This is a genomic window from Paraburkholderia sp. TE9906 (assembly GCF_056279605.1).
In genome coordinates this window covers 226,793-248,736 of sequence record NZ_JBWCCT010000001.1, presented here as the reverse complement: position 1 = coordinate 248,736, position 21,944 = coordinate 226,793, and the positions used below count along the sequence as shown (strand labels likewise).

Sequence of the window (21,944 nt, the reverse complement as noted above, 5' to 3'; positions counted from 1 at the left end):
GGTGCGCGGCATGAGGGCGCGGGCTGCGGGACGGCTACGCGCCGCTCAGCGCTTTAGCGCCTCACCGCTGTGTGCGCCGATTCTCCACCGCGAACTTGATCAGCTCCGCCTGACCTTCGATATCGAGCTTGCGCTTCAGGTTCAGCCGATGCGTCTCCACCGTCCGCACGGACAGATCGTTGCGCTGGGCGATCTGCTTGCTCGATAGGCCCTCGGCCAACGCATCGAGAATGTCCCGCTCGCGCGGCGTGAGACGTTCGACCGGCGATTGCGTCGCCGACGCCTGGATCAGCCGCGCGCCGAGCCCCGCGCTGAAAAACGTCTTGCCGTCGAGCACCGCGCCGATCGCCTGAATGATTTCGGTGGCGGGCGAATCCTTGAGCACGTAGCCGCTCGCGCCCGCGCGAACCGCCTGGGTCACGTATTCGAGGTTGTCGTGCATCGACAGCATCAGCACGCGAATCGCCGGAAAGCGCTCATGAAAGAGCCCGGCCAGCGCGATGCCGTTCATCCCGTTCATGCCAACGTCCATCAGCACCAGATGCGGCATGTCGCTCGCGGCGAGCGCCAGCGCTTCCTGCGCGTTGCCCGCTTCGCCGACCACTTCGAAATGGCGCACCGCTTCGAGACGCGCGCGCAAACCGTCGCGCACGAGCGGATGATCGTCGACGAGAAGCAGGCGTGCGATGGCGGCGGTGGTGTTGTTCATGACTGGATTTCCTGCAAGGGCGGCAGCGCCGCCTCGGATGTGCCGAGCGGCACGCGTGCGGTGACGACCGTATGGCCGGTTTGAGATAAGAGCGAGAGCTTGCCGCCGAGCGCTTCGAGCCGCTCACGCATATTGCGCAGACCGATGCCCGAGCGCCGGCCGACGAAAGCGTGCGTCACGTCGAAGCCGCGGCCGTTGTCCGCGATCGTCAGCGTGACGGCGTCGTGCGAGATGTCGAGCGCGAGCGCCGCGCTCGACGCCTGCGCATGGCGCACGATATTGGTCAGCGCTTCCTGGGCGATGCGAAACAGCACGGTATTGACGGTGTCGGGCAGCGTCGCCGCATGCGTGTGCGTGATCTGCGTGAAGCCTATCTCGATGCCGGACTCCTCGCTGAGTTCGCGCGTCAGTTGCTCCAGCGCGGCCGCGACGCCGAGATCGTCGAGCATCGACGGACGCAGCGCGTGAGAAATGCGCCGCACTTCGCGCAAGGTATCGCCGAGCCGCGTGAGACTGGTGGTGAGCGCGACTTCGGCGGCGGGCACGCGTGCGTCGGCGCGCTCGAAGCGCGCAAGCGCGGATTCGAGCAGCAGTTTCACGGACACCATCATCTGGCTGATGCCGTCGTGCAACTCGCGCGACAAGCGCGCGCGTTCGTTTTCCTGCGACTCGACCACCTGCTGCGCGAGCCGCTTCAGTTTCGCGTCGGCGCTGCGGTATTCGGTGACGTTGAGAACGAGCGCGCACAGCGCGATCACGGCGAGTCCGGCCACGGCAATCGCGTCGATCCACTTCATCGTGCGATCGATGTTGGCGGCCGCGCCCGCGTCGATATGCGCGAGCGTGGTGTCGACGTCGTCGAGATAGATGCCGGTGCCGATCATCCAGCCCCAGCGTTCGAGCGGCACCACGTAGCCGAGTTTCGACGCGATCTTGCCGGTCGACGGACGATGCCACAGATAACGCACGTAGCCGCCGCCGCGAGAGGCCGCGGCGAGCAATTGCTGGATCGTCGGCGTGCCCTGGCTGTCACGCAGCGCCCATAGATCGCGCCCGACCAGATCGGGCTCGCGCGGATGCATCAGCGAACGGCCGTGCATGTCGTAGACGAAGAAGTAGCCGTCCTTGCCGAAATCCATTTTCTCCAGCACGTCGAGCGCGCGCATGCGCAGCAGCGCGTCGTCGCGCGCATTGTCCTGGCCGGCGTCGTAAAGCGGCGCGATCGCGGTGGTGGCAAGCTCGACGTAATGTTTGAGCTCGATTTCCTTGCTCGCCATGTACGCGGCCTGGGTGGTCGCGTGCTGCGTTTCGGCGAGCGCCGTGGCTTCCCGGCGCACGCCGGTTTCGATGCTGGCGATGGCCGCGAGAAAGGGCACGATCGCCAGCAGGACAATCTTCGCTTTGAGTTTCATCGTTGAAAAAACAGCCGACAGGCTACGTAGTATTACGTAACCGGCTTACGTAGTTGCGCGCTTGTGAGGACGCTCACGAAGGCGAATACTACATCCCCGCGGAAACCTGCGCGTGGCGGCCCCCTTTGGCCTGTTGCGCGCGACGATTCGCGTTGCCGCGTATGCCGGGTTGCCCCGGCATGTCCGCAAACAGGCGGGAGACGCCTGCATCCGGTTTTCTGCCCCATATCAGATCATCGGTTTTCCGTGCGCCGGGCCACGAGCCATGGCGTGCGGTGTCGATAATAGACCTAGGAGAAGTTCGTGGAGACCTCCCCATCCGCCGGCCGTTCATGGCTCTGGCTCATTCTGCTGATCCCTTATATCGCGCTGCTGTGGCTGCCGTTTTATAACGACACGCATCCGCCGCTGTTCGGCTTTCCATTCTTCTACTGGTATCAGTTTCTGTGGGTGCCGTTGACCTCGCTGCTGATTTACATCGTGTATCGAGGTGTCAAATGAATGATCTGAATCCCGTGAACCCGGTCGCGATGAGCGTGTTCATCGCGTTCTTCGTGCTCGTCACCGTGATCGGCTTCTTCGCCGCGCGCTGGAAGCGGGGCGACCTGACGCAGTTGCATGAATGGGGGCTTGGCGGCCGCCAGTTCGGCACGATCATTTCGTGGTTCCTCGTGGGCGGCGACTTCTATACCGCCTATACCGTGATCGCGGTGCCCGCACTGGTGTATTCGGTGGGCGCGTACGGCTTCTTTGCGTTGCCGTACACGATCATCGTCTATCCGTTCGTGTTCGCGGTGATGCCGAAGCTGTGGAAGGTCGCGCACGCGAAGAACCACATCACGGCGGCGGACTACGTGCAGGGTGAGTACGGCGGCAAGTGGTTCCCGGCGGCGGTCGCGCTGACCGGCATCGTCGCGACGATGCCGTATATCGCGCTGCAGCTGGTCGGTATGCAGGTGGTGATCAAAGGGCTCGGCGTGAGCGGCGAAATGCCGTTGATCGTCGCCTTCGTGATTCTGGCCCTCTACACGTATGCGAGCGGCCTGCGTGCGCCGGCGATGATCGCGTTCGTCAAGGACATCATGATCTATATCGTCGTGATCGCGGCGGTGTGGCTGATTCCGGCGAAGCTGGGCGGTTACGCACACGTGTTCGACGCGGCCGATGCGCATTTCAAGGCCAAGGGCGGCGCGACCGGCATCATTCTGCATCCGGGCCAGTTCACTGCGTTTGCTTCGCTCGCATTGGGCTCGGCGCTGGCGGCCTTCATGTATCCGCATACGATGACGGCGGTGCTGTCGTCCGCGTCGGCGAAGACGGTCAAGAAGAACGCGATCTTCCTGCCGGCGTATACGTTGCTGCTCGGTTTGATCGCGTTGCTCGGCTATATGGCGATTGCCGCCGACGTGAACGTCAAGTCGGCGTCCGACGTGGTGCCGGCGTTGTTCGGCACGCTGTTCCCGCAGTGGTTCGTCGGCTTCGCGGCTGCGGCGATTGCGATCAGTGCGTTGGTGCCCGCCGCAATCATGTCGATCGGCGCGGCCAATCTGTTCACCCGCAATCTGTGGCGTCCGCTGGTGTCGCCGAATATCTCGCCCGAGGGCGAGGCTTCGACCGCGAAGATCGTGTCGCTGGTCGTGAAGTTCGGCGCGCTGCTGTTCATCGTGTTCCTGCCGACGCAGTATGCGATCGACCTGCAGTTGCTCGGCGGCGTGTGGATTCTGCAGATTTTCCCGGCGATCGTGTTCTCGTTGTATACGCGTCGACTGAACACGCCGGGTCTGTTCTGCGGCTGGCTGGTCGGGATCGTGATCGGCACCGGGCTCGCGATGTCGCAGGGGCTCAAGCCGGTGTACGCGCTGCATCTCGGCGCGACGGCTTATCCGTTGTATATCGGCCTGATTGCACTGGTGGTCAATATCGTCGTGACGTTTGCCGTGTCGGTGGTGTCCCCGCGCAGAGCGGTGGCCGCGGCCTGATCGTTGTGTTCGTCTGAATAGAACGCCGCGAAGCTTCTGCTTCGCGGCGTTTTTTCTTGTGCCCGCTGTTTGGCGGTTCTTTGCCGGTTCGCCTCAGGCGTCGGCCCAGCGGCGTAGTAGATTGTGATAAATGCCGGTGAGGCTGACCACCGTGGGGTCGTTCGAACCCTTCTCGGCGGCAAGACGCTGCACGTCGTTGTCGAGTTGAAACAGCATGGTGCGCTCGCCGTCGTCGCGCACCATGCTCTGAATCCAGAAGAACGATGCGACTCGCACACCACGCGTGACCGGGCTCACGTGATGCAGACTCGAAGCGGGGTAGAGCACCATATCGCCGGCGGGCAGTTTCGCGCGATGCACGCCGTAGGTGTCTTCGATGCAGAGTTCGCCGCCGTCATAAGTGTCCGGCTCGGCCAGAAAAAGCGTGGCCGACAGATCGCTGCGAATGCGGAAGTCCGTGCCGCGCAGCAGGCGGATCGCGTTATCCACGTGAGTGTTGAAACCGTCGCCGCCTGCGTAGCGGTTAAAGAGCGGCGGGAACACTTTCAGCGGCAGCGCCGCGGAAAAGAACCGCGGGTTGACGCCGAGCGCGTCCTGAATCGCATCGCCGACCGCGCGCGCGGCGGGTGAGCCTTCGGGCAGTTGCTGGTTGCGCTTGGCCTGCGCCGATTGCATGCCGGAAGTCGCATTGCCGTCGATCCATTGCGCCGCGTCGAGCACTTCGCGGCATTGCGCGACCTGCTGTTTGCTGAGTACGCCTTGCAGGTGGAGCATCATGCGTTTGATTCCTGTGCGGGGCGCAGCATGGCGTTATATGGCGCGTCGCTGTTCGCTTGGGTGTTGCCGGTGATGTGGGCGGCGGCATTCGCTGTGAGGGCGTTCGCCTCGATGTCTTCACCCAGCGCGCGAAACTCGCTCACCGTCGAAGCCGCCAGCCATCGCCGCATCTTCGCGACAAACGCCGGCGTCGCCGTGTGCGGCACACGTCGCAGCCATTGCAGCGCGTGGTCGATCTCGCCGCGTTCGGCCAGCAGCCTCGCATAGTTGAACTGACCGCGGAAGTCGCCGCCCTGTGCCGCGCGCCGGTAGTAGTCGAGCGCGATAGTCGCGTCCGCGTCGACTTCCCAGCCGTCTTCGTAAAAGCTGCCGACGAAGTTCAGCGATTTCGCGTGCCCCAGTTCGGCGGCGCGCCGGAACCACTGCAACGCCTCCACGCGATCGCACTCGACGCCGTTGCCAAGCGCCAATGCCGACGCGTAGTTGTACATGCCCCAATCGAGCCCGGCCCGCGCCGCGAGCCGATACCAGTAGAGCGCGACCGGCGCGCAAGCGGCCGTGCCCCAGCCATGTTCGTAGCAGCGGCCCAGCATGTTCATCGCCATCGGATGATCGCGCCGCGCCGCGTGCCGGAACCAGGTGAACGCTTCTTCCGTATTGCGCTCGACGCCGTGGCCGTCGAGCAGATATTGCCCATACACCGCCTGCGCTTCGACGATGCCGTTATGTGCGGCCGCCGCCACCCAGGCGGCGGCCTGGGCCGGCGGCCCGGAGAGAATCGTGGCGAGTTCGTCGTGCGACACGCTCGCCAACGCCTTCAGCGTCACCTGTTCCATCGGGTCGATGCTTAGTAGTGCGCGTTGAGCGTCAGGAACGCGGAGCGTCCCGGCGCGATCGACGCATAGTGAGACGCATAAGCCTGGTCGTAGTACGTGCGGTTGAAGATGTTCTGCACGTTCAACTGCAGGTCGACATGCTTGTTGACCCGGTACGTCGCCACACCGTCGAAGCGCCAGTAAGCGGGCACCGCGCGCAGATTCGCCGTGTCGCCGTACACCTGCGACATGTAGAACGCGCCGCCGCCGATCGTGAACTTCGGCAGCACGTCGTAGGTGGTCCACAGGCTGACGCTGTTCTTCGGCGTGTTCGGGAACTGGTGGCCGTTATCCGACGTGGTCTTGCCGTTGTCGCGCAGCTCGCTCTTCAGATACGTGTAGCCGCCGAATACTTGCCACTTGTTGGTCAACTGGCCGGCCAGACCGAATTCGAAACCTTGCACGCGTTTGTTTCCGACCATCGCGTAGGTGTTGTCCGGCAGCGTGACGCGCGCGTTGGTCGTGTCGATCTGGAAGATCGCGCTGGTCAGCGAGAGCTTGTTGTTCAGCACGTTCCACTTGGTGCCGAGTTCAATGCTGCGGTTCTTTTCCGGCGAGAGGGCTGCCGCGTTCAGGCCAACGCCGCCACGACCCGGTATCAGCGACTGCGTTTCACTGCCCTGGCCGAGCAGCGAGCCGGCCGGCGTCGACGAACTGGAGATCGACGTATAGATGCTGCCGTTCGACGCCGGCTTGAAGACGAGGCCGAACTGGTAGTTGAACAGCGTGTCGTCGCGCGAGACGCGGCCGGCGCCGTTGGCGACGGTGTTGCGCAAGTCGGTCGAGTAATCGTCGACGCGCAGGCCGACGTTGGCTTGCCAGCGCCTGGTCAGCTCGATCGTGTCGAATGCGTACAGCGATCTGGTGGTCGTGCGCTGCTCGCTCGGATCGTTGGTCTGCTTGACCGAACCGGCCCACGGGTCGTTCGGATTCGGCGTCCACAAGCTCGTGCAGTTATAGTTCGACGCCGCGCCGATGCCGGCGGTCTTGCAGATCGCGCCGCTTGCCGCAGCCACCGTGTACGAATCGTTCACGCTGGTTTCGCGCGACACTTCGAGGCCGGTGGTGAAGCTGTGCTTCAGGAAGCCCGTCTTGAACTCGCCGAACAGTTCGGTCTGGTTCGCGAGGCTGTAGACGTCGCTGGCGCGCGTGTTCGCGCGGCGCCACACCATGCCGTTGACCACGTTGCCCTGGCTGTCGTCCGGCTGGGTCCAGATGTAGTCCTGGCTCGACTTCGTGTAGCGCGTCGTGTTGCGGATCGTGAGGTTGCTGTTGATGTCGTGCTCGATACGCACCGTGCCGATATCCGAAGTCGTCTTGCGGAAATCACGGTCGATCAGGCCGTAGAAGTTGTGACGGTCGACGGGAGCCGGATAGATCGTGCTGACGCCTGCCGGTTTGTTGGTGGTCGTGTAGTAGTACGGAATGCCGCTGTCGGGCAGGTCGTCCGTTTGCAGGTGATAGTAGCTCGCCGTCACGCGGGTCGGCGTGCCGAGACCATACGTGAACGACGGCGCGATGCCCCAGCGTTCGTTGTTGACCGCGTCGCGGCCGGCCACGTCGTTGTTGTGACTCATCACGTTCAGGCGGAACGCTGCGTGATCGGCCATTTGCCAGTTGCCGTCGGCGGTGAAGCGGCGATAACGATCGGTGCCCAGACCCACGCTGCCGTCCGCCGAGTTGCCCAGATGCGGGGTCTTGGTGATCAGGTTGATGCTGCCGCCCGCGCCGCCACGGCCGCCAAATGCGCCGTCCGCGCCCTTGATCACTTCGACGCTCTGGATGTTGAACACTTCGCGAGTGGTCGCGCCGACATCGCGCATGCCGTCGACGAAGGTGCTGCCCTGCGCGTCGTAGCCCCGGATGAACGGCCGGTCGCCGAGCGGATTGCCGCCTTCGCCCGCGCCGAAAGTAATGCCCGGCACGGTGCGCAGCGCTTCGGTCAGCGTCGATGCGCCGGTGCTCTGGATCAGCTCCTGCGGAATCACGGTCACGGAGCGCGGCGTATCGAGCAGCGGCGCGGTGAATTTGACCGAAGACGACTGGTCCGTCTTGAAGCCGTCGTCCGTCTGGCCTTGCACGGCGATCGCTGTGAGCTGGCCTTCCCGCTCAGGCGGTGGAGTGCCCGTGGTGCCCTGCGCAAGGGCGGGGCCGGCAGCCAACATGCTGCACAGCGTCGTGCTGATTTTGCCGAGCTTCGGTTCGTCGGACCGCAACTTCATTTTTTTTATCCCGTAGTGCTGGAATCCGAACAGGCGTGTCGATCCTTACCCATGAATTCCATGTTTATTACAAATAGGTTTCGAAGCGGATTCTAAGTAATTACTGAGTAATTGAGAAGCGTTCTCAATCAAGAAGACTGAAAATAACGTCTGTTGCGGCACTGCTGAGACGGCGGATTGAATAGAAATTGCGCGTATTTGGTAATGGAATGGCGATATTTGGCAGGCGTATGCGTAATGATGGCGCTCGTGTGGCGAGTGCGCGACAGCGCCCAGGAGAGGGTGGGTGACGATGGTTTAGCCCTCTTTTCGATAGGGGAAAAGAGGAGGCTGGCCACCCAACACGCTTTCCGGCGTGCTCGGTCCTTGGCCAGTTTCTTTCATGCGGATAAGGGGATGCGCGTGGCCGCGATTCGGATTCAGGTACGCGGGCGGACGGTTTTTATCGCGATGTCCGTGGTCGATGCGTTGCTGCAAAGGGGCCGATAACGCCGGAGCCCGCCACTTTGATCGGCTATAGCGCGGTTTCGATGCGGACCGGTCTGCGGCCGGAAGTTCGAGCGAGGCCGCGCCGACGTTTTCATGCAGGCGGCGCAGGTCCTTTGCGCAAGGAACCTGCGCGATCAACCGCATGCGGTGCTCGCGCCACAGGATTTGCGCCGGCCTTAAAACCGCTCCACCCTGAACGGCTGTGGATTCACCACCGGCGGCTCTCCGGTCATCATCTCGGCGATCAATCGGCCCGTTATCGGACCCAGGGTCAGTCCGTGGTGCGCGTGGCCGAAGGCGAACCACAAGCCCGCATGTCTTTTCGCCGGCCCGATGACCGGCATCATGTCCGGCGTGCAGGGACGGCCTCCCATCCACGGTTCGGCGTCGAGACGCTCGCCCAACGGAAACAACGTGCGCGCAATCGGCTCGACCGCGGCGAGTTGGGTCGGCGTTTTCTCCGCATCGCGCCGGGCGATTTCGGCGCCGGTCGTGAGCCGGATGCCGCGCGCCATCGGCGCGAGCAGATAACCATTCTCGACATCCAGCACCGGATGATTCAGCCGGGCGTTTTCTCGCGGCGCGTAATGCATGTGGTATCCGCGTTTGACCGCGAGCGGCACGCGATAGCCGAGCCGCGAACTCACGCGATCCGACCACGGCCCCAACGCGACGACCGCCGAGTCCGCCGTCACCGTGCCGGCTTCCGTATCGACCTGCCAGCCTTCGCGAAACGTGTCCGCATCGCCGATAAAAAAACGTCCGCCGAGCGCTGCGAAATACTTCGCGTACGCGGTGACGAGCGCATTGGGATCGCTGACGGAATCGGATTCGGGGTAGCGCAGACCGCCTCGCAAATACGTGGCGAGATCGGGCTCCATCTGTTGCAACCGTGCGGGATCGAGCGTTTCGAACGTGACGCCATACTCACGATGCCACTGTTCGGCGAGCCGTGTTTCCGCGTCCTGTGCCGCGTCGCTGCGAAACACCTTGATCCAGCCGATCGGGCGCAGCAGCGCGCTCGCACCGGCAGCGGCGGCAAGCGCGCGGTGCTCGCTCACGCAATGTTCGATCAGCGTCGAATACGACTTCGCGATCTCCGCATGTCTTGCCGGATGGGAGTTGCGCCAGTATTGCCACAGAAACGGCGCGGTTCTGAGCATCGCGTCGGCGTGGTAGCGAACGTCCGGCGACTGGTTGCGCGCGTAGCGAAGCAGGGTGCCGAGGTCGCGTGGAAACGCATAGGGATAAACGCCTTCGCGCTGAATCAGCCCGGCGTTGCCGAACGAGGTTTCGTTGCCGGGCAATTTGCGGTCGATCAGCGCAACCTGGCGGCCGCGCTTCTGCAGATGCACGGCAACGCTTACGCCGACAATGCCGGCGCCCAGCACGACGGTATCGAATTTCATGCTGCCCGTTTGCCTCGCTTGAAATTATTGCGTTCGAAGATCGAAGATATCCATGACCCGGTCATCGCCTGAACTCTGGTCTCGGCGGGTTTCATCTTACAACGGGGTGTTGCCGCGGAACCCGGATAAGCCGCTCGAATGGACACGAAAAAACCCTCGAAAGGCGCGATGCAAATGCGCGTCACACGCACCGATCCGCCTCACTTCGATGCTTCGAACATCATCCAACACCGACCCGCGTCCCGTCACCGTGTAAACTGCTGACTTTTTGTCTCCGGTGGTATGTTGCAAGCCCCCCCGCGCGCAGCGCCCAGCGGCCCGGCGCTTATTCGCCTGCTGGCCCGTCTGGCGGATGTCGATGTCCCCGAATCCAGGCAATCGTTGTCGGACCGGCTGAGCCAATGGCTCGGCTGGACCGACGCGATTGCGTTGTCGTCGGCGCTGAACGGCAATCCGCCCGCGGTCGCCGCCGGTGCGCGCGGCTGCGGCGGCGCCGAAGAGGACGAGTGCGTCCGCGTGCGCGGCGCGCTCGCCAAGGCCGTTGCCGGCGACAGCGTGTTCGCCGGAACGCGGCGGCGCGGCCACGGGCAAACGCACATGCAAATGCAGGACGCCCCAGCCGACTACGCGGTGTTTCGTCAGCGCTACCTCGCGATCCAGCAGTCGATGGAAACGGGCATCGCGACGCTGCGCGGGCGTCTGCGCAGCATGCTCGCCGCGAAGACGCCCGCGATGGCGCGCCTCGCGGTGATCGACGCGGTGATGGAGCGCGCGCTGAGCGAGCGCGAGCGGAATCTGCTGGCGTCGGTGCCGGGCCTGCTGGCCGGGCACTTCGAGCGTTTGCGCGCAGCCGAAGAGCAGGCGCTTGCCACCGCGGAGACAGCGGAGGCTTCCGAAGACGCCGCGCCGGTCACGCCCGGCGCCTGGCTGGACGTATTCCGCAAGGATATGCAGAGCGTCCTGCTTGCCGAACTGGAGGTTCGTTTTCAACCGGTGGAGGGGTTGCTCGCGGCCCTTCGCACCCGCTAACTGGGACGCTATGTCCAGATATCGTATTGATCTCGTTGTATTCCTGGCAGGTCTGGCCGCTGCGTGCTGGATTGCCGCCAGCTATGTCGGTTCGAACCCGCTGGCGCTGGCCGTCACGTTATTGATCGGCGCCTGCTACGTGGCAGGCGCGTTCGAACTGCGCCGCTACAGTCAGGCGACCGCCACGCTGACGCGCGCGGTCACGGGGCTCGCCGGGCCGCCGCCGAGTCTTGGGGCGTGGCTCGAGCCGCTGCATCCGAGCCTGCGCAACGCGGCGCGGCTGCGCATCGAAGGCGAGCGCGTGGCTTTGCCGGGACCGGCGCTGACGCCTTACCTCGTCGGCCTGCTGGTGTTGCTCGGCATGCTGGGCACGCTGCTCGGCATGGTGGCGACGCTGCGCGGCACCGGCATCGCGTTGGAGAGCGCCACGGACTTGCAGGCGATCCGCGCGTCGCTGGCGGCGCCGGTCAAGGGACTGGGCTTCGCGTTCGGCACCTCGATTGCGGGCGTGGCCACCTCGGCGATGCTCGGACTGTTGTCCGCGCTGTACCGCCGCGAGCGGCTCGAAGCGGCGCAAATGCTCGACATGAAGATCGCGACGAGCTTGCGCGTGTACTCGCAGAGCCATCAGCGCGAGGAAAGCTTCAGGCTGCTGCAACGCCAGGCCGAGGTGATGCCGGCGCTGGTCGAACGCTTGCAGACGATGATGACGGCCATCGAACAACAGAGCGCCGCGTCGAGCGAGCGGCAGATCGCGAACCAGGACGCGTTCCATGGCAAGACGGAGGCCGTGTATATGCGCCTTGCCGGAGCCGTCGAACAGTCGTTGAAGGACAGCGTCGCCGAGAGCGCGCGCGCTGCCGGCGCGGCGTTGCAGCCGGTCATGGAAACCACGCTGGCCGGCCTTGCGCGCGAGGCGGCGGCGTTGCACGAGACGGTCTCGCAGGCGGTGCAGCGGCAGATCGACGGACTGTCGAGCGGTTTCGAGGCGACGAGCGCGAACGTCGCGCAGATCTGGAGCAACGCATTGGCCGGCCATCAGCGCTCGAACGACGAACTGGCCGCGCATTTGCGCACGTCGCACGAGCGTACCGCCGAGATCTTTGAACAACGTTCGGCCGCGCTGCTGGACGGCGTGACCGCGCGACTCGACGTGACGGCGGGCAGTGTGTCGCAAGCATGGAAGGAGGCGCTGTCGCAGCAGGAGAGCGTCGGCGAGAAGCTGGCGGCCAACAACCAGCAAGCGCTTGCGATGGCCGCGGCGACCTTCGAGGAGCATTCGGCGTCGCTGTTGCGCACGGTCGGTCAGTCGCATGCGGATTTGCAAACGGCATTGGCCTCGCGCGATGAACAGCGGCTGGTGGTTTGGACCGAAACGCTCGGTTCAATGGCTACGAAGTTGAGCGAACAGTGGGAGCAGTCGGGCGCGCAAACCGCGAGCCGTCAGCAGGCGATCTGCGAAACGCTGGCGCAAACCGCACGCGATATCTCGGCGCAAACACAGGCGCATGCAAGCGAGACGATCGGCGAGATCGATCGACTCGTGCAAGCGGCGGCGGAAGCGCCGAAGGCTGCGGCGAGCCTGCAAGCGGAACTGGTCGCGCGGGATCAGCAGCGACTGGCCGCATGGACCGAAGCACTCGGTTCAATGGCTACGAAGTTGAGCGAACAGTGGGAGCAGTCGGGCGCGCAAGCCGCGGGCCGTCAGCAGGCGATCTGCGAAACGCTAGCGCAAACCGCACGCGATATCTCGGCGCAAACACAAGCGCATGCAAGCGAGACGATCGGCGAGATCGAACGCCTCGTGCAAGCGGCGGCGGAAGCGCCGAAGGCTGCGGCGAACCTGCAAGCGGAACTGGCCGCGCGGGATCAGCAGCGACTGGCCGCATGGACCGAAACGCTTGGTTCAATGGCTACGAAATTGAGCGAACAGTGGGAGCAGTCGGGCGCGCAAACCGCGAGCCGTCAGCAGGCAATCTGCGAAACGCTGGCGCAAACCGCACGCGATATCTCGGCGCAAACGCAGACGCATGCAAGCGAGACGATCGGCGAGATCGAACGCCTCGTGCAAGCCGCGTCGGAAGCGCCGAAGGCTGCGGCGGAAGTCGTCGCCGAACTGCGTCAGAAGCTCTCCGACAGCATGGTCCGCGATACCGCGATGCTGCAGGAGCGCAGCCGCTTGCTGGAAACGCTGGAGACGCTGCTCGACGCGGTGAACCACGCGTCCACCGAGCAACGCACGGCGGTCGATGCGCTGGTCGCCACGTCGGCGGACCTGCTGGAGCGCGTCGGCACCCGCTTCACCGATCACGTCGAGCGCGAGACCGGCAAGCTCGGCGCGGTCGCCGCGCAAGTCACGGGCAGCGCCGTCGAAGTGGCGAGCCTCGGCGAAGCGTTCGGCGCGGCCGTGCAGGTGTTCGGCGAATCGAACGACAAGCTGGCGACACACCTGCAACGTATCGAAACCGCGCTGGACAAGTCCCTCGCGCGCAGTGACGAACAACTGGCCTATTACGTCGCGCAGGCGCGTGAAGTGATCGACCTGAGCGTGATGTCGCAGAAGCAGATCGTCGAAGACCTGCAGCGGATTGCGGGTCAGCGCGCGTCCGCCGGAGCCGACGTCGTATGAGCGAGGAAATCGACGGCGGCGTGGAGCCGGCCGCGCCGATCTGGCCGGTATTCGGCGACCTGATGTCGGTGCTGCTGGGCGCGTTCGTGCTGATTCTGGTGAGCGTCATCGGCGTGCAGCTCGAACTCTCGAACAAGCTGGAGCAGGAGGTCAAGCAGCGTCAGGCGGAAACGCAGCGCCGCAAGACGCTCGAGCAGGCGTTGGCCGGGCCGCTGGCGGCCGGGCGCGTGACGCTCGTCAACGGGCGCATCGGCATCAGCGGCAACGTGCTGTTCGCGCTGAATTCCGATCAGTTGCAGCCGCAAGGCCGCGATCTGCTGAAGAGCCTCGCCGGGCCGTTATCCGCGTATCTGCAGGCCAACGACGAAATCCTGATGGTGAGCGGCTTTACCGACGACCAGCGCCTGCGCGAAGGCAATCGCCGTTTCGCGGACAACTGGGAGCTGTCGGCGCAGCGCGCGTTGACGGTGACGCGTGGCTTGATCGACGCGGGCGTGCCGGCGGCGTCGGTGTTCGCGGCCGCGTTCGGCTCGCAGCAGCCGGTGAGTTCGAATGCGGATGATCAAGGGCGGGCCAAAAACCGTCGCGTGGAAATCGCGCCGATTCCCAGGCCGTCGACTGCAACGGTGAAGCCCGGTGCATAGCGGCGACAGCAACGATAGCGGCGTGACAATCACTGCCCGTGCGACGCTCGACGCGTGGCGTGCGCGCGGTGCGGATCGTCTGGACCCCGTGCGTTTTCATTTCATCGTGGCGCTGGAACGTCGCGCGGCCGCTCACGGCGGCGAGGCGCGGCGCATGCTCGACGAGAAGCTGTCAGGATTGCTCGACGCGTATGCCGCGGATCTCGAACGCGCGACGGCGGCAGCCGCCGAAGTGGCAGCCGCCGCGCCGGTCTCGCCTTCACGCGAGCCCGCCCAGGAAACGCTGGCGGGTCTGCTCGGCCACATCGCCCGTCACGCACAGGCCGAGCGTGCGGACGCCGCTTCGTACCCCGAACTACCGGCGCTCGATTACTTCCGGGAAGTCTGGTCCAAAGTCCGCGCCGAGAAACAGATGCGCCAGTCACTGGCGCAAGTGCCCGGCAACGCCGGCCCGCTCAATTCGAGCAGCCTCGTGCACCGTTCGCTTTCGTTGATGCGCGAGTTGTCGCCGGGGTATCTGAAGCAGTTCTTATCGTACGTCGACACGTTGGCGTGGATGGAACAACTAAACGGTGGCGGCGCGCCGACGGGTAAAGAAGCACCGCGCGCCGGAAGCGGCAGCAAAGGCGCGCGGGGGAAAGCACGCTAACGCAGCGGGCGCGTTCAATCGAAGTCGAACACGTCGAAAATCGAGCGCTTCTTTTTGTATCCCCGATGTCCCGTTCGGTCATCGTCGTAGCGGCGCTGGCGGTCGCTCTCGTACGCTGGGTCCCGATCCCGGTGGCTCTCGCGCCCGGCGCGCGCCGCAGAGGGCGTATCGATTTGCTCTGCCGCGTCCTGCGCAATCAGTTTGTCGAGTTCACCGCGATCGAGCCAGACGCCACGGCATACCGGGCAGTAGTCGACCTCGATCGAACGGCGCTCGGTCATCAGCAGGTCGGTCGTTTTGCACACAGGGCACTTCATGGTGTCGCTCCTTGACTTGAAAGTATCCGCACTTCGAACGTTCAGCCCGGCTAGCCTCCCGCTACGGGACTCGCTAGCCGGCACTGCCTGAACCCACTTTCCTCAACCGCCTTTCACACGGTGCCGCGCGGCGGCGCTCATTGCGCGACGCCGGCCGCACGCTTCGTTTTCGCGCGCCGCACGAGCATGTTCAGGGCCTCGACGAACGCGGAGAACGCCATGGCCGCGTAGATGTAAGCCTTCGGCACGTGCGAGCCGAAACCTTCGGCGATCAGCGTCATGCCGATCACGAGCAGGAAGCTCAGCGCGAGCATCACGATGGTCGGATTGCGATCGATGAAGCGCGACAACGGACGCGCCGCGAACAGCATCACCATGACCGCCGCGATCACCGCGACGAACATGATCGGCATATGCTCGGTCATCCCGACTGCGGTGATGATGCTGTCGATCGAGAACACCATGTCGAGCAGGATGATCTGGCCGATCGCGGCCGCCATCGTCAACTGGACGGTGCCGCTCGCCTTGTCGCTGACTGCGTCCGCGTGGGTCACGTGATGGCGGATTTCGCTGGTCGCCTTCCAGACGAGGAACAGGCCGCCGCCGACCAGGATCAGATCGCGCCACGAGAAGCCGTGACCGAAAAACGTAAACGCGGTTTCGGTCAGTTGCGCGATCCACGCGACCGTGCCGAGCAGCGCGAGCCGCATCACGAGCGCGAGCAGGATGCCGATGCGCTGGGTGCGCGCGCGCTGTGCTTCGGGCAGCTTGTTGCTGAGGATCGAGATGAAGATCAGGTTGTCGATGCCGAGCACGATTTCCATCACGACCAGCGTCAGCAGCGCGGCCCATGCGGCAGGGTCGGAAACGAGTACGAGCAGGGAGTCCATGGGGCGGTGACGAAAATCGATGCGACGGCGGTCGCGGAACCGCCATCATGGTCGCCTTCAGGGTTCGAATAAATCAGTGATAAGCTGAGCAATGTATCGATTATTTCGAAGTGTCCGAGGCATGCTCAATTACCGTCATCTCTACTATTTCTGGATCGTCGTGAAAGAGGGCGGTTTCGCGCGCGCGGCCGAACGGCTCGACATGGCCGTCCAGACGATCAGCGCGCAGGTGCGCGAGCTGGAGAAATCGATCGGGCGGCAGCTGCTCAAGCCGGCAGGGCGCGGCGTCACGATGACCGAAGCCGGCGAGACGGCCTTCAGTCGCGCGGAGCAGATTTTTCAGCTCGGCGAGGCGCTGCTCGACGAGATGCGCGATACGGGCGGCGAGGGAGTCGCACGGCTCGCCGTAGGTCTGTCGGACGGCATTTCGAAGCTCGCCGCGCATGCGCTGCTGGCGCCCGTGCTCGGCACGCCGGCGCTGCGGCTGCTGTGCCATGAGGGAGAACACGCGCACCTGTTGTCGGAACTCGCGCTGCATCGGCTCGATCTCGTGCTCGCGTGCCAGCCGGCGCCGCACAACACCGACCTGCGCGTGCTGAGCCAGCGCCTCGTGGGCTCGCCGGTGGATTGGTACGGGCCGGCGGAGATCGTCCGCAAGTCCGCACGGGCGGGTTTTCCGCAGTGTCTGGCGGAATTGCCCGTACTTTTGCCGACCGCGCACGGCGCGTTGCGGGCGCGGCTCGACCGGTGGTTCGACAGCGAAGGCATCCGGCCGCGCATCGTCGGCGAATTCGAGGACAGCGCGCTGATGGCGGTGTTCGCCGCGCGGGGGCTGGGCGTATTTCCGCTCGCGGAACTCGGGGCGGAAGATCTGTCATTGCTGCGCGGTTTGCGCTGGCTCGGTCGCTCGGACGGTGTGGTCGAGGAAATTCACGCAATCCGTTCGCGGCGCGGGCAGCATCATGCGCTCGCCTCTCAGGTGCTGGCCGCCGCGCGGTCGTAACCGCACGACGAGCTTCGCTAGCACGGCGGCGCGCCGTGCGCGTGCGTTGTCAGTGGCGCGTTTTTGGGCCCCACGCGTTGAACACCGCGGCGAGCAGCGCGATCTCGCCGTCCGCCAGGTGGTCGTCCGCGATCGCCACCGCCATACAAAGACGCATGACCTTGCGACGCAATGCGGGGTCGTCGATTTCGTCGATCAGCGTGGAGAGCGGAGCCGTGTCGAGATGGCCCACGGCCAGGTCGGGCGACATGTGCGCCACCGAGCGGTCCTCACACAGCGTCTGCACGATCTGCGCGAACTGCGCCGGTGCGAGACCGAGTTCGCCTGCGATGCCCAATCTTTCGAGCGCGTGTTCCTCGGAGCTGCATACATGCCCGTCGGAAGTCAGCGCGAGCGCCACGATGCGTGCAGCGGCCTGGGGACTGTTGCGCGGATAGGTTCGCATGATGAGGGTCCTTTCGCGGAGAGTGTCCGCAGTGATGAGGAGCCTCAGTCTGGGTCAGGACGAATATCGGATAAACCTGCTAATCCGGGAGCGAAGGTTCGGAAAAAGCGAAGCGAAAAAGGCAGAGTGCGCGAAGCACCGGCGCTGCCTGAACTGCGCGTATGCCTGACAGACGCCAGGCATACGTTTTCACAAGCTACGTGCTAAAGCGTTGCTCAGAACGCGTGACGCATGCCCACCGTGACGGCCACTTGCGTGTTCGTCGAAGACGGCGAGAGCGTATTGATCATCGCATGCGACAGCACCGAATCCGCCGGCGCGCCATGCACGTTCTGATACACGCCTTCGACATAGAAGTCCGTGCGCTTGCTGAGCGCGTAATCGGTTTGCAGCATGGCCGTATTCCAGCCCGGCGACGAACCGTTGTAGGCGCCGTGCGTGAACGTGTACGAACCCGAGACGCTCAACGCCGGCGTGAGCGCGTACTTCGCGTTCACTTCGTAGTTGTCGAGGCGCAGCGAACCGGCGAGCGTGCCCGCCGTGCTGTCGGCCGCGCCGAGGTAGCTGCCCGTGCCGAACGAGAATACGCCCGACACGTTGTCGATCTGCGTATGGCTCCAGAGCAGCCCGACGGTAGCCGGTCCGAACGTGTAGTTGCCGCCGAGCGACCAGATGCGCTGGCGTTCCGCGAGGAAGTTCGCGCTGGTGTCACTCGAGGTCACCGCACCGGCGCCGTTGCCGGCGTTGTTCAGTTGCAGGTAGCCGGCGGCGAGATACAGCGGGCCCTGCGCATACGACAGGCCGAAGCCATACGAGCGGTTGTTCGCGAAGTCGCCGGCCTTGTTGCTGAACGAGTACATCGTTTCGAACGTGACGCCGCGGTAGACCGGGCTCGCGTACTTGACCGAATTGTTGATGACGACCGAGTTCGCCGCCAGGTTGTCGTTCTCGAACGGATGGCCGGCGATGCTGCCGCCCCACGTGTTGAACGAGGCCGAGACCGGACCGACGAGGTCGTTCATCACGTCGAACTGGCGGCCGAACGTCAGCGTGCCGTACGGATCGCTTTGCAGACCGACCCATGCCTGCGAACCGAACGCGCTACCCGAGAAAGCCTGCGCGCCGTTGTTCAGCAAGAAGCCCTGTTCCAGTTTGAAGATCGCGTGCAAGCCGGCACCCAGGTCTTCCGAACCCTTCAGGCCGAACACCGTGTTCTGCGTCGAGCTGCTGCCCAACTGCCAGTTGCTGTGGCCGAGTTGATTGTTGGTGTACACCAGTCCGGTGTCGATCAGACCGTAGAGGGTCACGCTGCTTTGCGCATGCGCGGACATCGTAAATGCGCCGCACAGCGCGGCCGCGAGCAAAGACTTTTTCATACTGGTTGGCTCCGTGATTAAACAGTGCTAGAGGGAATGGGTTGCTTTATTCACCGACGCCGCGCCACGAACGCGTATGCCATGCATTTACCACTCGTCGTTGCGAGAATCGTCGAAACTCAGGTGATTGAATAGATGCTTATTGCGCGCAATAACGCCATTGCGATGGCTTTGCGAGCGTGCATGCTGGTCGACTGCATGGTTTCGCGATGAGCGGAGTGAGCGCATCCTGGTTGGAGCGGAAATAACGTCGCTCCAATCATATGGCGTGGAAAATAATCGGGGTGTTGAAAAAATAAAGCCGTGTGGCTGCAAAAGAACAATGAGGGGGCGAAGCTTACCGTTTTCCGGCGCGCGGCGGGAGTGGCGACGTGTGATTCACGCGACAGAATGGGCGATATAGGAGCGTTTTGTTATTGGCCTCGATGCCGTGCGGCATTCAGGTCCGAAAAAGGAGGCGTGGTGATGCCTTAGCTTGAATGGCGATTTATTTCCTTGAAATTAAAAGGAAAGGCCGGTGTAATAACGCGCGCAATTCGTGTTTGATCGATGAGGAAATGATCGTGTGCAGCGACGCAAGAGAACTTCGCACGGCGAGCGTGCGAATGCGTTCTTTTGCACGCTCACCTGGCTCTTCGCTGGGGCAACTTGCGCCGGGCGGTATTGATTTCGCCTGCGGGAAAGCTCGATTGCGTCGACGCGCGCCACCACACCACGGCGGCGATCGTCGCATCACGGCCGCGATCAGCACACTCGCGCGCATGCCTTCGGCGATCGACGGCCGCATCGCGATCAAGGCGCCCGACAGTGCCACGCCCAGCGCTGCACCAGTCTGGCGCGCCGCATTCAGCACGCCTGCCGCGATACCCGCGCGGCTGCCGTCGACGCAGGCCATCAGCGCGGCGGTGGTCGCCGGTGTGATCAAACGTGCGGCGAGCCCGATCGCCGGCAACGGCCATGGCCACGGCCACGCAAGCGCGCCATAGCGCGCCGACCCGCCAATTGCCAGCAGGGCAGGATAGCCGCGCAGTAGCCGTTCTTTGAGCAGCGCGCGATCCCTGTCCCGCCATGAATACATGGCATATTGGCAGAACCCGCCATCCTTGGAGCCCTGCCATGCGAATTCAGACATCCTTTCTTTTCGATCTCGACGGCACCCTCGTCGACAGCGTCTACCAGCACGTGCTGGCCTGGAAAGAAGCACTAGACAGCGAAGGCATCCCGTTGTCGGTGTGGCGGATCCATCGCAAGATCGGCATGAGCGGCGGTTTGTTCACCCATCAGCTATTGCGTGAGACGCATGGCGATATCAGCGTCGAGCGCGGCGAGCGGCTGCGTCATGCGCACGCGGCGGCCTATCAGCGACTGCGTGCGCAGGTTTGCCCGCTGCCGGGCGCGCGCGAGTTGCTCGATGCGCTGACGCAGGCCGGCACGCCGTGGGCGGTGGCGACCAGCGGCCGGATGGAGACCGCCGCGCTCAATCTGGAAGCGCTCGGCGTCGACCCCGCGAAGGCCGTCGTCGTGACGCGCGACGACGTCAAATACGCCAAGCCCGACCCGGACCTGTTCATCGCTGCCGCAGAGCGTCTGGGCGTATCGATCGAGCACACGGTGGTGGTCGGCGACAGCATCTGGGACATGCTCGCCGCGCGGCGCTGCCGGTCGCTCGGGGTCGGCCTGCTATCGGGCGGGTACGGCACGGAGGAACTCGAACGCGCAGGCGCGCTGCGCGTCTACGACGATCCCGCCGACCTGCTGGAACATCTGGACGAAGTCGCATCGCGGCCGTGACGCGTCGGTATGAAGGCGCCCGCCGCTTCAGTGCTTATACGATTGCGCGGGTGCCGACAGATCCACCTTCGAGGACTCCCTGACCAATTGATCGGTCATCGCCGATGCCACCGGATTCGAACTCCGGCCACTCTTGCCGAGGTGGCTGCTGCCACCCGGCGGGAGCGGCAACGACGGATCGGGCTTGGCGGATTCCTTGACCAGTTGCGCCGTCAGTGCCGCCGAGACCTGGTTCGAGCCGCCGCGGCGCGAGTCGTCATGCTTGCGCCCGCGAGGTTGTTCAGCGCGCGGGGCTGGCTTCGACTTCGTCCGCACGGACGGCTGCACTTCGGTCGAGGCGATGACGGTGCTGGTTGCAGGTTGTGAGCCGTTCGCGGCTTGCCGGGTTGCCGGGGAGAGATTGGACGTAGCAGTCGCTGCGGGCGCGGAAGGTGTCGCAGCCACGGCAGGCGAGGGAGGCGCCGCAGGCGTGACAGGCGTGGCAACCACGCCTGGGGCAAGCGCCGTCGTTGCCGCAGCGGCAGCCGTCGTCGCGGGCGCGGCTGGCGCAATCCGCGCCGCTGCCGTGAGCTTGTCCGAGCCGCCGCCGTCCGGGAGCGTGCGAACCACAGCTCCCGCAGCCATACGAGATTCGCCGGCGCGCGGCGGGTCCGCTGCCGCGGTGCTGGCGCTGGCGATCACCTCGCCGGTTGCCGCCGGCGCCCGTTCTTCTTCCTTAGGGAAAAGTAGATAGCCGGCGACGCCTACGTCGATCACGAGCAGGCCGATTATCAACACCTTGCCGGTATTCGTCATATTTAACCAACAGATAAATCAAGAACTGTAAAGAGTCGATGATAAACGACTGCTCTCCGAACGACCGTTCGCTCCGCCAGTTGGCGATGGCTGATGTCCGATTGGACCTTGAACGGGCCAGTTCGCAGGCGCGTCCCGTATAGGCCCGGTGTCTGCGGCTGCGCCGCAAAGTTTTGCCCGTTCGCCCGATTCGACCCGCGCAGCCGATGTGTGCGCTTTCGCTGCACTGCGATGGAAGTTTGCACCGTCAGGCAAAGAGCCCTGTACTATACGGATCAACAGGGGGCCGGCTTGTTAGCTCGCATCCGAAGCTCCACACTCGGGCGCGCAAAAAAGGGCGTCGACCGGTTCCCTTGTGAATTTGCTGCGACCGGCAACGGCAAAAACAACGCGCCGACCATGCGGCTCACGGGCGAAGCATCGACCGCCTGTCGTGCCCGGGGCCGTCGTATTCCGGCACGCCGACTGGCCAGGCCTTCGCGCCGGCCAGCCGGCCTGCTCGGT

General features: G+C 64.3%; 21 protein-coding genes. 8 read left to right on the top strand and 13 right to left on the bottom strand.

Annotation, left to right across the window (positions count from 1 at the left end; translation table 11 throughout):
* Positions 1-61: 61 nt before the first annotated feature.
* Both ACZ9H4_RS01110 and ACZ9H4_RS01105 read right to left on the bottom strand, forming a co-directional pair.
* The gene (locus ACZ9H4_RS01110; RefSeq protein WP_408151976.1) at positions 62-709 is read right to left on the bottom strand and encodes a response regulator; all 648 of its coding nucleotides are present in this window, start codon (positions 707-709) and stop codon (positions 62-64) included.
* Positions 706-2,121, bottom strand: coding sequence for a cache domain-containing protein (locus ACZ9H4_RS01105; protein WP_408151977.1), 1,416 nt, complete (start codon positions 2,119-2,121; stop codon positions 706-708). The genes ACZ9H4_RS01110 and ACZ9H4_RS01105 overlap by 4 nt, the downstream gene beginning before the upstream one ends.
* A 303-nt stretch (positions 2,122-2,424) precedes the next feature.
* Between ACZ9H4_RS01105 and ACZ9H4_RS01100 the strand changes: the two genes are divergently transcribed.
* The gene (locus tag ACZ9H4_RS01100) at positions 2,425-2,622 is read left to right on the top strand and encodes a DUF3311 domain-containing protein (RefSeq protein WP_042329644.1); all 198 of its coding nucleotides are present in this window, start codon (positions 2,425-2,427) and stop codon (positions 2,620-2,622) included.
* Entirely contained in the window at positions 2,619-4,100 is a 1,482-nt protein-coding gene (gene mctP / locus ACZ9H4_RS01095; protein WP_408139068.1) for a monocarboxylate uptake permease MctP, read from the top strand. The genes ACZ9H4_RS01100 and mctP overlap by 4 nt, the downstream gene beginning before the upstream one ends.
* 93 nt (positions 4,101-4,193) lie before the next feature.
* Here mctP and ACZ9H4_RS01090 read toward each other — a convergent pair whose 3' ends face one another.
* The 5 genes from ACZ9H4_RS01090 to ACZ9H4_RS01070 form a co-directional block, all read right to left on the bottom strand.
* On the bottom strand, positions 4,194-4,877 hold the full coding sequence (locus ACZ9H4_RS01090; RefSeq protein WP_408151978.1) for a Fe2+-dependent dioxygenase: 684 nt from the start codon (positions 4,875-4,877) through the stop codon (positions 4,194-4,196).
* On the bottom strand, positions 4,874-5,713 hold the full coding sequence (locus tag ACZ9H4_RS01085) for a tetratricopeptide repeat protein (protein ID WP_476118050.1): 840 nt from the start codon (positions 5,711-5,713) through the stop codon (positions 4,874-4,876). The genes ACZ9H4_RS01090 and ACZ9H4_RS01085 overlap by 4 nt, the downstream gene beginning before the upstream one ends.
* 11 nt (positions 5,714-5,724) lie before the next feature.
* Positions 5,725-7,974: a TonB-dependent receptor gene (locus ACZ9H4_RS01080; RefSeq protein ID WP_476118049.1), complete on the bottom strand. Its 2,250-nt coding sequence runs from the start codon at positions 7,972-7,974 to the stop codon at positions 5,725-5,727.
* A 297-nt stretch (positions 7,975-8,271) separates the two neighbouring features.
* Entirely contained in the window at positions 8,272-8,607 is a 336-nt protein-coding gene (locus tag ACZ9H4_RS01075) for a hypothetical protein (protein ID WP_408139061.1), read from the bottom strand.
* A 32-nt stretch (positions 8,608-8,639) separates the two neighbouring features.
* Complete coding sequence (locus ACZ9H4_RS01070; protein ID WP_408139059.1) at positions 8,640-9,872, bottom strand: NAD(P)/FAD-dependent oxidoreductase; 1,233 nt, start codon at positions 9,870-9,872, stop codon at positions 8,640-8,642.
* A gap of 282 nt (positions 9,873-10,154) precedes the next feature.
* Between ACZ9H4_RS01070 and ACZ9H4_RS01065 the strand changes: the two genes are divergently transcribed.
* From ACZ9H4_RS01065 to ACZ9H4_RS01050, 4 genes are read left to right on the top strand one after another with little or no spacing between them, the layout of a single operon-like run.
* Positions 10,155-10,901, top strand: a complete 747-nt coding sequence (locus tag ACZ9H4_RS01065) for a DUF3348 domain-containing protein (protein WP_476118048.1) — start codon at positions 10,155-10,157, stop codon at positions 10,899-10,901.
* A 10-nt stretch (positions 10,902-10,911) separates the two neighbouring features.
* Complete coding sequence (locus ACZ9H4_RS01060; RefSeq protein WP_476118047.1) at positions 10,912-13,530, top strand: DUF802 domain-containing protein; 2,619 nt, start codon at positions 10,912-10,914, stop codon at positions 13,528-13,530.
* Entirely contained in the window at positions 13,527-14,174 is a 648-nt protein-coding gene (locus ACZ9H4_RS01055; RefSeq protein WP_121323430.1) for an OmpA family protein, read from the top strand. Before ACZ9H4_RS01060 ends, ACZ9H4_RS01055 begins: the two co-directional genes overlap by 4 nt.
* A gap of 22 nt (positions 14,175-14,196) precedes the next feature.
* The gene (locus tag ACZ9H4_RS01050; protein ID WP_408323382.1) at positions 14,197-14,823 is read left to right on the top strand and encodes a DUF2894 domain-containing protein; all 627 of its coding nucleotides are present in this window, start codon (positions 14,197-14,199) and stop codon (positions 14,821-14,823) included.
* A gap of 14 nt (positions 14,824-14,837) precedes the next feature.
* Here the strand turns inward: ACZ9H4_RS01050 and ACZ9H4_RS01045 are convergent, their stop codons facing one another.
* Together ACZ9H4_RS01045 and ACZ9H4_RS01040 are read right to left on the bottom strand one after the other, a co-directional pair.
* The gene (locus ACZ9H4_RS01045) at positions 14,838-15,140 is read right to left on the bottom strand and encodes a TFIIB-type zinc ribbon-containing protein (protein WP_408151985.1); all 303 of its coding nucleotides are present in this window, start codon (positions 15,138-15,140) and stop codon (positions 14,838-14,840) included.
* A 137-nt stretch (positions 15,141-15,277) separates the two neighbouring features.
* Positions 15,278-16,030 carry a TerC family protein gene (locus ACZ9H4_RS01040; RefSeq protein WP_476118046.1) on the bottom strand — a complete coding sequence of 251 codons (753 nt, stop codon included), beginning with the start codon at positions 16,028-16,030 and terminating at the stop codon, positions 15,278-15,280.
* Between the two features lie 121 nt (positions 16,031-16,151).
* Between ACZ9H4_RS01040 and ACZ9H4_RS01035 the strand changes: the two genes are divergently transcribed.
* A complete protein-coding gene (locus tag ACZ9H4_RS01035; protein WP_408139050.1) occupies positions 16,152-17,033 on the top strand; it encodes a LysR family transcriptional regulator in 882 nt (293 codons plus the stop codon).
* Positions 17,034-17,082: 49 nt separating this feature from the next.
* Here ACZ9H4_RS01035 and ACZ9H4_RS01030 read toward each other — a convergent pair whose 3' ends face one another.
* The 3 genes from ACZ9H4_RS01030 to ACZ9H4_RS01020 all read right to left on the bottom strand — a co-directional run bounded on the left by ACZ9H4_RS01030 (position 17,083) and on the right by ACZ9H4_RS01020 (position 19,986).
* The gene (locus ACZ9H4_RS01030; RefSeq protein WP_408139048.1) at positions 17,083-17,478 is read right to left on the bottom strand and encodes a TerB family tellurite resistance protein; all 396 of its coding nucleotides are present in this window, start codon (positions 17,476-17,478) and stop codon (positions 17,083-17,085) included.
* 215 nt (positions 17,479-17,693) lie between these two features.
* Entirely contained in the window at positions 17,694-18,854 is a 1,161-nt protein-coding gene (locus ACZ9H4_RS01025; protein WP_408139047.1) for a porin, read from the bottom strand.
* A gap of 487 nt (positions 18,855-19,341) precedes the next feature.
* Entirely contained in the window at positions 19,342-19,986 is a 645-nt protein-coding gene (locus tag ACZ9H4_RS01020; RefSeq protein WP_476118045.1) for a hypothetical protein, read from the bottom strand.
* Here ACZ9H4_RS01020 and ACZ9H4_RS01015 point away from each other — a divergent pair.
* The gene (locus ACZ9H4_RS01015; protein WP_408323386.1) at positions 19,971-20,645 is read left to right on the top strand and encodes an HAD family hydrolase; all 675 of its coding nucleotides are present in this window, start codon (positions 19,971-19,973) and stop codon (positions 20,643-20,645) included. The two genes, ACZ9H4_RS01020 and ACZ9H4_RS01015, sit on opposite strands and share 16 nt — an antisense overlap.
* A gap of 27 nt (positions 20,646-20,672) precedes the next feature.
* Here the strand turns inward: ACZ9H4_RS01015 and ACZ9H4_RS01010 are convergent, their stop codons facing one another.
* Positions 20,673-21,440, bottom strand: coding sequence for a hypothetical protein (locus tag ACZ9H4_RS01010; protein ID WP_408323387.1), 768 nt, complete (start codon positions 21,438-21,440; stop codon positions 20,673-20,675).
* Positions 21,441-21,944: the final 504 nt, after the last annotated feature.